Consider the following 10,508-nt stretch of genomic DNA (forward strand, 5'->3'; position numbering starts at 1 on the left):
AATCTAGAGGCCCACCGCGTGCGCGTCCCTCACCTCATCACGGACACGCCGAACACCGCACTCTCACACCAAAAACCACCGCTGAACAGCGGAAAAGCACCCACGAAAACCCGTGGAGCGCCACATATGTTCGATTCTACCCAACCTCACCGACTCATACTTCCGGGCAGGACGCCAAGTTGTGGATAACCGAGGCCACTACTGAAGGGTTGTGGATAAGGATCGGTCCCGACGGGGTGCCCACGGGGGCGACGATGATCTGGAACTCAAATTGGCGTTGGCCCGGGCCAAAGCGCACCGCGGCCCCACACGCGGTCCAGAATTCCGAAGAGAAGCGCTACCCCAGGACGTCGGAGATCGGCGCACCAGCGGCGATCTTCGACCGGGCCTTCATGACCTTGCCCGGCATCCCGCCACCGACGACACCGACCACCACACCATCGCGCTCGTAGTAGGCCAGGAACTTGCGGCCGTCATCCTCGACGACATGCACGGTGTCGGTGGCCTCGGGCTCACCCAGGCACTGGATCTTGACGTCGTACTGGTCGCTCCAGAAGTACGGCACCGAGACCGCGGCAGGCGCGTCGTTACCGAGCATCGACGGCACCAGAACCCTCGCCTGATCGGCGACATTGCTCCAATGCTCAACGCGCACTTGACCTTTGACGACGTCACGCCAGGAGGCGACATCGCCGATGGCCCAGACGTGGGGTGCGCTCGCGCGGCCGGCGTCGTCGCACACCACGCCGTTGTCGATCTCGAGGCCGCTGCCGTCGAGCCAGCCGGTGGCGGGGCGGGAACCGATACCGACGATCACGAGGTCGGCTTCCAGTTCCGTACCGTCGCCCAGGGTGACGCTCTGCACCCGACCGTCGCCGCCGACCTCCGCAACACCGACGCCGCAGCGGACGTCGACGCCCTCGGCCCGGTGCAGTCGTGTTACCAGGTCACCGATCGTCTGTCCCAGGACCGACGCCAACGGCGACGGCTGGGGCTCCACCAGCACCACGTCCACGCCCAGCTTGCGCAGGCTCGCGGCCACCTCACACCCGATGAACCCCGCGCCCACCACAACGGCGCGCCGCGCGGATTCCGCCTCCCGGCGCAACGCGAGGCTCTCGTCGACGTTGCGGAGCACATGGATGCCCGCAAGATCGGGGAAAGACGAAATGCGCCGAGGCACAAGACCCGTCGCAATGATCAGCTCGTCGTAGCTCAGCTCTGTGCCGTCCGCCAGGGTCACAATCTGGGCGGCAGTATCGACCGAACTCGCGCCGTTTCCCAGCAGCATCGTGATGTTGTTCTCGGCGTAGAACTCAGCCGGTTTGAGCGTCACGTCGTCGGTCTCGGAGCGCAGCACTTCCTTCGACAGCGGCGGCCGATCGTACGGCAGGTGGCCTTCGTCGCTGACGATCGTGATGGTGCCGGCGAACTCGGAACGACGCAGTTGTTCGGCGGTTCGGGCGGCGGCCAGCCCGCCGCCGACGATCACGACGCCTCCTGAAGTGGTCACTTGGGTGTTCTACACGATCGCGTCGGGTCGATGTACGCCACCCCGTCAGCCCGGCGATCGCTCGATGAGATTCGACAGCACCACGATGCTCTCGCTGCGTTCGATGTCGGCGCTGGCACGGATCCGCTCCAGGGCCTCCTCGAGGTGCCGCATATCGCGAGCCAGGACGTGCAGCAGCGCGTCTGACGTGCCGGTGACCGTGGCCGCACTCACCACCTCGGGGATGTCCTGCCACGCGGCACGCAGCTCGTCAGGGGCGATGGTGCCGTGGCAGTACACCTGGACGTAGGCCTCGGTGGTCCAGCCGAGCGCGTTGCGGTCGATCACGGTGGTGAATCCCCGGATGACCCCGGTGTCGAGCATCCTGTCGACGCGGCGCTTCACCGCCGGTGCCGACAGGTTCACCCGCTGTCCGATCTCGGCGAATGTGGCCCGCGCGTGCTCGGCCAGCTCGACCAGAATGCGTTCGTCGGTCTCGTCGAGCCGGTCCATGACGCCTCCCGCGCAATAAAAGTTCATCTGTAACGCCTTGACGCAATGAATCCTGCATCATTACGCAACAGCTGGCGATTGATTGCGCCAGATACAGTCCATATCGTTGCTTTTATGATGTTCTCCGATGTCGCCGGCGCCCTCGCGGCCCCCGCCACCGATGTCACCCGCACCCGGACCGCCCGGCCCCGCCGGTACGTCATGGCGGCCCCGAACTTCTTCGCCGTCGAATACGTCATCAACCCGTGGATGGACACCTCCACCCCTGTCGACGCCGGCCGCGCCGTGGCCCAGTGGGAGGCGTTGCGCCAGACCTACACAGGTCTCGGCCATACCGTCGAACTGGTCGAGTCGGTGGCAGGTCTGCCGGACATGGTCTACGCGGCCAACGGCGGACTGGTCGTCAACGGCAGGGCCGTGGTCGCCCGTTTCGCCCATGCCGAACGCGCCGGTGAGTCCGTCGCGCACGCCGAGTGGATGTCCCGCAACGGGTATCTGCCGTTCGAGACCCGGCACGTCAACGAAGGTCAGGGCGACCTGTTGGTGGTCGGCTCGACGATTCTGGCCGGTCACGGTTTCCGCACGGACCGTCGTGCGCACGACGAGATCGCCGAACATCTCGGATTGCCGGTCATCGGCCTGGAACTCGTCGATCCCCGCTTCTATCACCTCGACACCGCGCTCGCGGTCCTCGACGACACCACGATCGCCTACTACCCACCGGCGTTCGCCGAGCGATCGCGCGCCGCGCTGATCGAGCTGTTCCCCGATGCGATCGAGGTGGCCAGCGCCGACGCCTACGTCCTCGGCCTCAACGTCGTCTCCGACGGCCTCAATGTCGTCCTGCCGGCTGCCGCCACCGGTTTCGCCGAGCAACTCCGCCAGCGCGGCTTCCGACCTGTCGGCGTGGACCTCTCGGAGCTCCTCAAGGGTGGCGGATCGGTCAAATGCTGCACGCTGGAGGTACATCCGTGACCATGCTGGAGAACATGACGACCGAAACCGACATGGTGATCGAACTCGATCACCGCCATGTCGCGCACAACTATTCGCCGCTGCCGGTCGTCGCGGCCGGCGCCGAAGGTGCCTGGATCACCGATGTCGAGGGCCGCCGCTATCTCGATTGCCTGGCGGCGTACTCGGCGGTCAACTTCGGCCACCGCAATCCGGAGGTGACAGCGACCGCTCACGCCCAGTTGGACACCGTGACGCTGGTGAGCCGTGCCTTCCACTCCGACCGGCTCGCCCCGTTCTGCGCCGCCCTCGCCGCACTGTGCGGCAAAGACATGGTGCTGCCGATGAACAGCGGCGCCGAAGCTGTCGAGAGCGGCATCAAGGTCGCACGCAAATGGGGCCACGACGTCAAAGGGGTTCCCGCCGACCAGGGCAACATCGTGGTCGCACGCAACAACTTCCACGGCCGGACCACGACGATCATCAGCTTCTCCGACGACGACACGGCGCGCCGCGGTTTCGGACCGTACACACCGGGATTCCGTTCGGTGCCCTTCGGTCCCGACGACCCGCACGCCGAGGCGATGGCCGACACCATCGACGACAACACCGTCGCGGTGCTCATCGAGCCGATCCAGGGTGAGGCGGGGATCATCGTGCCGCCCGACGACTACCTGCCGCAGGTGCGCGCACTGTGCACCGCACGCAACGTGCTGCTGATCGCCGACGAGATCCAGTCCGGGTTGGCGCGCACCGGACGGACGTTCGCGTGTGACCACTGGGGTGTCGTGCCCGACGTCTACCTGTTGGGCAAGGCCCTCGGCGGTGGCGTCGTGCCGCTGTCGGCGGTGGTCGCCGATCGCGCGGTCCTGGAGGTGCTGCACCCGGGCGAGCACGGTTCCACCTTCGGCGGGAACCCGCTGGCGGCTGCGATCGGAAGCACCGTGGTCGAGATGCTGGCCCGTGGCGAATTCCAATCCCGCTCAGCGGAACTCGGCGATCACCTGCACGATCGGTTGCGGGGGCTCATCGGCCGCGGGGTGATCTCAGTCCGCGGACGGGGCCTGTGGGCCGGCGTCGACATCGACCCGGTGCACGGCACCGGCAAGCAGATCAGCCTGAAGCTGGCCGAGCGTGGTGTGCTGGTGAAGGACACCCACGGTTCGACGCTGCGGTTCGCGCCGCCGCTGGTGATCTCCGCCGACGAGATCGACTGGGCCGTTGACCGGTTAGCCGACGTTCTGGCCGAAACGGGTTCACACTAGTTCGACACCCGTCCTGCCGACGATCCAGGAGGCGCCATGACTGCCCCGCCGTTAGGCCTCACCCAGCAGATGCTCAGGCGCCGTCCGGTGATCGACGCACCGGTCGCCCACGGCGCCTCCCAGGGCCTCAAACGCAGCATCGGCACCTTCCAGTTGACGATGTTCGGTGTCGGCGCCACCGTCGGCACCGGCATCTTCTTCGTGCTGTCCGAGGCGGTGCCCGAAGCCGGACCGGCGGTGATCGTCTCGTTCATCATCGCCGGTATCGCTGCGGGCCTGTCGGCGATCTGTTACGCGGAGATGGCCTCTGCCGTTCCGGTGTCCGGGTCGAGCTACTCCTACGCCTACACCACACTCGGCGAGTTCGTCGCCATGGGCATCGGCGCCTGTCTGCTGCTCGAATACGGAGTGTCGATCTCCGCGGTGGCGGTCGGCTGGAGCGGTTACGTGAACAAGTTGCTCGACAACCTGTTCGGCGTACAGATCCCCCAGATGCTCTCGGCAGCCCCGTGGGACGAGGCGGCCGGCCTCGTCAACCTACCAGCTGTCGTTCTGATCGTCATGTGCGCGCTGCTGCTGATCCGAGGTGCCAGTGAGTCAGCGCTGGTGAACACCATCATGGTCGTCATCAAGCTCGGCGTACTGCTGCTGTTCGTCGTCATCGCCTTCACCGCATACAGTTCCGACCGCTTCGCCGGGTTCTGGGATGCCGGTTTCTCCGGGATCACCCTGGCCGCGAGCGGGATCTTCTTCTCCTACATCGGTTTGGACGCCATCTCCACTGCGGGTGACGAGGTGAAGAACCCTCAGAAGACCATGCCTCGCGCCATCCTGGCCGCGCTGGTCATCGTCACCAGCTTCTACGTCCTGGTGGCGTTCGCCGCACTCGGATCGCAGCCCACCGAGGAGTTCGGTTCCGAAGAGCAGGCCACCGCGGGCCTGGCGGTGATCCTGGACAACATCACCGGAAGCCTCTGGGCGGGTACGATTCTGGCAGCCGGAGCCGTCATCTCCATCTTCTCGGTGGCGCTGGTGGTGATGTACGGACAGACCCGAATCCTGTTCGCCATGGGTCGCGACGGGTTGCTCCCGTCGATGTTCGCCAAGGTCAATCCCCGCACCATGACGCCGGTCAACAACACCGTGATCGTGGCAGTGGTGTGTTCGCTGCTGGCCGGCTTCGTCCCGCTGGGATATCTGCTCGACATGGTGTCCATCGGCACACTGGTCGCGTTCATCACGGTTTCCGTCGGCGTCATCGTCCTACGGGTCCGCGAACCCGATCTGCCGCGCGGTTTCAAGGTGCCGCTGTACCCCGTCACTCCCATCTTGTCGGTGGCGGCCTGCCTGGTGGTGCTCTGGGGTCTGCACTGGTACACGTGGATCGCGTTCGGCGCCTGGGTCGGTGTCGCCCTGATCTTCTGGGTGTTCTGGAGCCGACACCGCAGCGCGCTGAGTGACGGGGTGGTGAATCCGCGATGACGGTCCTGGCCGGTTACCTCGCCGGGAAGTGCGGACACGCCCCACTCAACCTCGCCGTCGAGGCGGCCCGAACACTCAACACCTCCCTCACCGTCGTCGCTGTTGTGCCCCGACCCTGGATGACGCCGTCCCCCGCCCGGGTGGATGCCGAATTTGCGGCCTACGCACAGCAATTGGGTTCGGACTCGGAGCGTGAGGCGCGGGAGTACCTGGACACCATGGCGGCGGGCATCACCGTCGATTTCCTCCAGATTGCCAGCCGCACCGCGGGTGACGGCCTGCTGGACGCGGTCGAGCGCGTCGACGCCGACGTCCTGGTCGTCGGCTCGTCGGCTAATGGTGCGCTCGGGCAGGTGGTGCTTGGGTCGACCACCGACTGGCTGCTGCATGCGTCGCCGGTACCTGTCGCCTTGAGCCCACGCGGTTATCGCGGATCCCGTAGCGGCGCGTTGCAACGGATAACCTGCGCCTACTCGGGCACCCCGGAATCGGTGCGGGTGGTCGAGCGTGTCACAGAGCTCGCCACCAATCTGGGTGTGCCGCTGCGCATCGTCAGCTACGCCATCCGGGGACGCACCATGTTCCCACCGCAGGTGGGGCTGCACGCCGAGGACTCCCTCCTCGAGACCTGGGCGGCCCAACTGCGGGAGATCACGTCGAAGCTGAAGTCCGACGGTATCGTCGGCGAAGACGTTGAGCTGCAGGTCATCACGGGCAACGGGTGGGATCAGGCGCTGGACGCCACCGAGTGGGAGGACGGCGACGTGCTCGCTCTGGGTACGACATCGCGGCGCCGCATCACCGGGGTGTTCCTGGGGGCGCACGGGGCCAAGATCATCCGGCACAGCCCGGTGCCGGTGCTCGTGCTACCCGCCTGAGGTCAGTACTTGGCGGTCCCACGATCGACGGCGATCTGCGAACCGGAGATCGTCGCCGACCCGTCGCTCGCGAGCCAGGCCACCACGTCCGAAACCTCTTCGGGCGTCATGAATTCCTTGAGGCCCTTCTTGCCCTGGTGATTGACGGGGTGGTACGGCATCGGCGAAAAGCTGTGCAGGAAGGCCGGGTACTTCCCGAAGATCTCCATCATGGCGTCGGGTTCAACCATCGGCGTGTCGATCGAGTACGGGTGGATCGAGTTGACCCGGATCCCGAACTCCCCCGCCTCGATCGCCAACGCGTTGGTGATCGCCACCAGCCCGTGCTTGGAGGCCGCGTAGTGGGCGTTGCCCGGGGTGGCCTTGGTGCCCGCCGACGAGCTGACGATGATGATCGAGCCGCCGTTGCCGGCCTCGATCATCGCCGGCACAGCGGCTCGGATGGTGCGCCATGTGCCGTTGAGGTTCACGTCGATGACGCTGTCCCACTGCTCCTCGGACATCTCGAACATCCGGCCCCAGCTGAGGATGCCGGCGTTCGCGACGACGATGTCGAGTCGGCCGAACTGTTCGATGCCGTCGGCCACCACCTGCTGCTGCGCGGCGAGATCACGGATGTCGACCTCACGGGCAAGCACTTTGCGCCCGGTGGCTTCGACCAACCGCACCGTTTCGGCCAGATCCTCGGCCGTGGGCATCGGATAGGTGACGGTCTGCGAGACCGGTCCGCAGACGTCGATCGCAATGATGTCGGCGCCGTCGTTGGCCAGTCGGACAGCGTGCGCGCGCCCCTGTCCGCGCGCCGCCCCGGTGATGAACGCGACGCGGCCCTCCAAGCCTGCACCTGCTGTCATGACCGCTCCCTTCGTTGCTTCGAGCCGAGGTCAGGCTAACAGCAGAACTAGAACACGTTCTAGAGACTCACCAATCCAGTGGATCGCGGATGATCGGGCACGTCATGCAGTGCCCGCCGCCGCGGCCGCGGCCGAGTTCGGCACCGACGATGGTGATCACCTCGATACCGGCCTTGCTCAGCAGGGAGTTGGTGTGGGTGTTGCGGTCGTAGGCGAAAACCACCCCCGGTTCGACGGCGACGAGGTTGTTGCCGCTGTCCCACTGCTGACGTTCGGAGTCGTAGGCGTTGCCGCCTGTTTCCACCACCCTCAGCGCGGGCAGGTTCAGCGACGCGGCGACGACTTCGAGGAACGGCTTGGTCTCCTCGATGACCTCGAAGCCGACCTCAGTGTCACTGGGGACGAGTGTGAAAGGCACGATGCCGTTGACGATTTCGGGATAGATGGTGACGACGTCGCGGTCGGCGAAGGTGAACACGGTGTCCAGGTGCATGGCGGCGCGCAGCTTGGGCATGCCGGCGACGATCACCTTGTCGGCAGCACCCCTGCCGAACAGTTCGGCCGCAACCTGGGTGATCGCCTGTCGCGACGTGCGCTCGCTCATCCCGATCAGCACCACGCCGTTGCCGGGGATGAGCACGTCGCCCCCCTCGATGGTGGCCAGGCCCCACGATTTCTCGGGATCACCCCACCACACCGTGGACCCGACGAAGTCGGGATGGAACTCATAGATCGCCTTCATCAAAAGGGTTTCGTCGTGGCGCGCCGGCCAGAACAACGGGTTGAGGGTCAGGCCGCCGTAGATCCAGCAGGTCGTGTCCCGGGTGTAGAGCGTGTTCGGCAGCGGGGGCATCAGGTACTCGGTGACGCCGTTGTCCTCCCGCGCCAGCGCCCGGTATCCCGCGCCCAACTCCGACGGCAGATCCAGGATCGACATCCCGCCGATCAGCAACTCGGTCAGCCGGCGCGGCGGGAGCGATTCCAGAAAGCCCCGGGTGTCCTCGACCAGGCCGGGTCCCACCTCGTTCGCCACGATCTTGCGATCCAGCAGCCACGCCTTCGCCTCGGCGTTCTCCATCGTCTCGGTGAGCACGTTGTGGAGTTCGACGACCTCGACGTCGCGGTCACGCATCTTGTCCATGAAGTCGAAATGGTCGCGCCGCGCGTTCTGCACCCAGAGCACATCGTCGAAGAGCAGGTCGTCGCAGTTCGTCGGGGTGAGACGCTCGTGGGCCAGACCTGGCGAGCACACCAGCACCTTCTGCAGCTTGCCCACCTCGGAGTGCACACCGTAGGAGGCGGACGGCGCCGCGGCTGTGGTCATGGATCGATCCTCTCGTTAGATCGTGATGGCGCCGTTGACCAGCGACACGATGCCGGCCACCGCCCCGACGACGATGACGCCGAACAACACCGCTTCAGCTCTGGTGAAGACCCGCAGTCCGCGTTCCCGGCGGGCGATGACGTACAGCGCAGCACCCGCTGCGTACAGAATGCAGGACAGGAGCAGCTTGTCCAGTCCTGCCGCGTAGATCAGGAACAGGGTGTAGAAGGTCGCGATGCCCGAGACCACGGCGTCGCTCCTCCAGGCCCCGCCGTTCTCGTAGGTTTCCCTGGTCACCGTCAGCTTCACCGCGTAGGCGGCCGCCAGCAGATACGGGATCAGCGACAGGGCCGCGGTCAGGTCGAGCATGAAATCGAGTGCCTCTGCGGTGAACAACAGCAGCACGAGGAGCAGCTGGATCAGGATGCCCGCCAGCACCAGTGCGGCGACCGGCGCACCGTTGTTGTTGGTACGTCCGAGGAACCGCGGCATGTCGTCGGCTTTGGCCGGGATGTAGAGGATTTCGGCGGCCATCAGTGTCCAGGCGAGGTACGCGCCCAGCACCGACAACACCACGCCGACCCGGATGAAGATCGATCCCCAAGGTCCGACAATGGATTCCAGCACCGAGGCCATCGACGGCTGGTCGACCGCCGCCAGTTCCTGCTGTGGTAGCACCCCGTAGGACAGCAACGTCACCAGGGCGAACACGCTCAGCACCGAGAGAAACCCGATGACGGTGGCGCGGCCGACGTCTTCGCGCTTCCTGGCGAACCGGGAGTAGACACTGGCGCCCTCGATCCCGAGGAACACGAACACGGTGATCAGCATGGTGCCTTTGGCCTGCTCGAAAACCGAGTTCCAGGAGTAGCTTCCGTCGCCGCCCCAGAGGTTGTCGGTGAAGACCTCGGCCTTGAACGCGATGGCTGCGATGACGATGAATACGAAGATCGGCACCACTTTTGCCACCGTCGCGATGCGGTTGATCACCGCCGCCTCTTTGACGCCGCGCAGGATCAGGTAGCAGAACAACCACACCCCGACCGACGAGGCCAGTACCGCCACCACCGTGTCGCCGGCGCCGAGTGCGGGGAACAGCGCACTGGTGGTGGTCATGATCACGACCCAGTAGGACGTGTTTCCCGCACACGCCGAGGCCCAGAAGCCGAAGGCCGAGTTGAAGCCGACATAGTCGCCGAATCCTGCCTTGGCATAGGCGTAGATACCGGCGTCCAAGTCGGGTTTGCGGTTGGCGAGGCGCTGGAAGACGAACGCCAGCATCAGCATTCCACTGCCGGCAATGGTCCAGGCTATGATCGCACCGACGACACCGGTCTCGACTCCGAACCGGCGGGGTAGCAGGAAGACCCCGGAGCCGATCATCGAACCGACGACCATCGCGGTCAGGGTGGGCAGACTGACCTTCGGATCTTTGGTGATCGCATCGGTGGCAGTCACATCCGACCTCCCGTCGCCGGAGTCGGCGCGCTCCAGCCTGGGTGAAAGCTACCAATTGGGCCGCATCGCTGCTTGGTTATCAGATCTCGGAGATGATTTCCTGGCGCTTGGCGGTGTACTCGGTCTCGGAGATCGAGCCGGTGGCCCGTAGCGTGTCGAGTCGCTGCAGACGTTCGGAGATCGTCGGTTCGGTGGGCGGCACGTACGACGCCGCGGCGGGCACCGGCGGGGGCGCCGCCTGCTGCGCGGCCGCGTGCCGCACGATGGTCTGCACCTGTTGGCGGGCAA

9 protein-coding genes and 1 pseudogene are annotated in these 10,508 nt (G+C 65.8%); 4 read left to right on the forward strand and 6 right to left on the reverse strand.

The genetic code is table 11. The features are described 5' to 3' along the window. Positions 1-337 precede the first annotated feature (337 nt). A complete protein-coding gene (locus WA965_RS28395) occupies positions 338-1,513 on the reverse strand; it encodes an NAD(P)/FAD-dependent oxidoreductase (RefSeq protein ID WP_526294060.1) in 1,176 nt (391 codons plus the stop codon). A gap of 45 nt (positions 1,514-1,558) precedes the next feature. After that, positions 1,559-2,005 (reverse strand): Rv2324 family transcriptional regulator, encoded by a 447-nt coding sequence (locus WA965_RS28400; RefSeq protein ID WP_178358753.1) that lies wholly within the window; start codon positions 2,003-2,005, stop codon positions 1,559-1,561. 114 nt (positions 2,006-2,119) lie between these two features. Between WA965_RS28400 and ddaH the strand changes: the two genes are divergently transcribed. Genes ddaH through WA965_RS28420 form a run of 4 tightly spaced genes read left to right on the forward strand, consistent with a single transcriptional unit; the run spans position 2,120 to position 6,584 of the window. After that, entirely contained in the window at positions 2,120-2,980 is an 861-nt protein-coding gene (gene ddaH / locus WA965_RS28405) for a dimethylargininase (protein WP_526294061.1), read from the forward strand. A 2-nt stretch (positions 2,981-2,982) separates the two neighbouring features. Beyond that, positions 2,983-4,224, forward strand: coding sequence for an ornithine--oxo-acid transaminase (rocD, locus tag WA965_RS28410; protein ID WP_526448270.1), 1,242 nt, complete (start codon positions 2,983-2,985; stop codon positions 4,222-4,224). Positions 4,225-4,260: 36 nt separating this feature from the next. Next, positions 4,261-5,706 carry an amino acid permease gene (locus tag WA965_RS28415; RefSeq protein WP_526294063.1) on the forward strand — a complete coding sequence of 482 codons (1,446 nt, stop codon included), beginning with the start codon at positions 4,261-4,263 and terminating at the stop codon, positions 5,704-5,706. Further along, positions 5,703-6,584, forward strand: a complete 882-nt coding sequence (locus WA965_RS28420; RefSeq protein ID WP_526294064.1) for a universal stress protein — start codon at positions 5,703-5,705, stop codon at positions 6,582-6,584. The genes WA965_RS28415 and WA965_RS28420 overlap by 4 nt, the downstream gene beginning before the upstream one ends. 2 nt (positions 6,585-6,586) lie before the next feature. Here WA965_RS28420 and WA965_RS28425 read toward each other — a convergent pair whose 3' ends face one another. The 4 genes and pseudogenes from WA965_RS28425 to WA965_RS28440 form a co-directional block, all read right to left on the reverse strand. Next, positions 6,587-7,438, reverse strand: coding sequence for a mycofactocin-coupled SDR family oxidoreductase (locus tag WA965_RS28425; protein WP_526294065.1), 852 nt, complete (start codon positions 7,436-7,438; stop codon positions 6,587-6,589). Positions 7,439-7,505: 67 nt separating this feature from the next. Next, complete coding sequence (locus WA965_RS28430) at positions 7,506-8,762, reverse strand: arginine deiminase (protein WP_526294066.1); 1,257 nt, start codon at positions 8,760-8,762, stop codon at positions 7,506-7,508. Between the two features lie 15 nt (positions 8,763-8,777). After that, complete coding sequence (locus WA965_RS28435) at positions 8,778-10,220, reverse strand: basic amino acid/polyamine antiporter (RefSeq protein WP_526294067.1); 1,443 nt, start codon at positions 10,218-10,220, stop codon at positions 8,778-8,780. 79 nt (positions 10,221-10,299) lie between these two features. Then, positions 10,300-10,508, reverse strand: a pseudogene (locus tag WA965_RS28440) (SHOCT domain-containing protein); the annotation flags it as partial.

The sequence above is a fragment of the Mycobacterium sp. genome (assembly GCF_049683935.1).
Taxonomy (GTDB): domain Bacteria; phylum Actinomycetota; class Actinomycetes; order Mycobacteriales; family Mycobacteriaceae; genus Mycobacterium.

What these genes read in the sequence shown, in the direction of transcription:
- WA965_RS28400 (WP_178358753.1), bottom strand. Translation starts at nt 2,005, where the DNA reads ATGGACCGGCTCGACGAGACCGACGAACGCATTCTGGTCGAGCTGGCC.
- ddaH (WP_526294061.1), top strand. Translation starts at nt 2,120, where the DNA reads ATGATGTTCTCCGATGTCGCCGGCGCCCTCGCGGCCCCCGCCACCGAT.
- rocD (WP_526448270.1), top strand. Translation starts at nt 2,983, where the DNA reads ATGCTGGAGAACATGACGACCGAAACCGACATGGTGATCGAACTCGAT.
- WA965_RS28415 (WP_526294063.1), top strand. Translation starts at nt 4,261, where the DNA reads ATGACTGCCCCGCCGTTAGGCCTCACCCAGCAGATGCTCAGGCGCCGT.
- WA965_RS28420 (WP_526294064.1), top strand. Translation starts at nt 5,703, where the DNA reads ATGACGGTCCTGGCCGGTTACCTCGCCGGGAAGTGCGGACACGCCCCA.
- WA965_RS28425 (WP_526294065.1), bottom strand. Translation starts at nt 7,438, where the DNA reads ATGACAGCAGGTGCAGGCTTGGAGGGCCGCGTCGCGTTCATCACCGGG.
- WA965_RS28430 (WP_526294066.1), bottom strand. Translation starts at nt 8,762, where the DNA reads ATGACCACAGCCGCGGCGCCGTCCGCCTCCTACGGTGTGCACTCCGAG.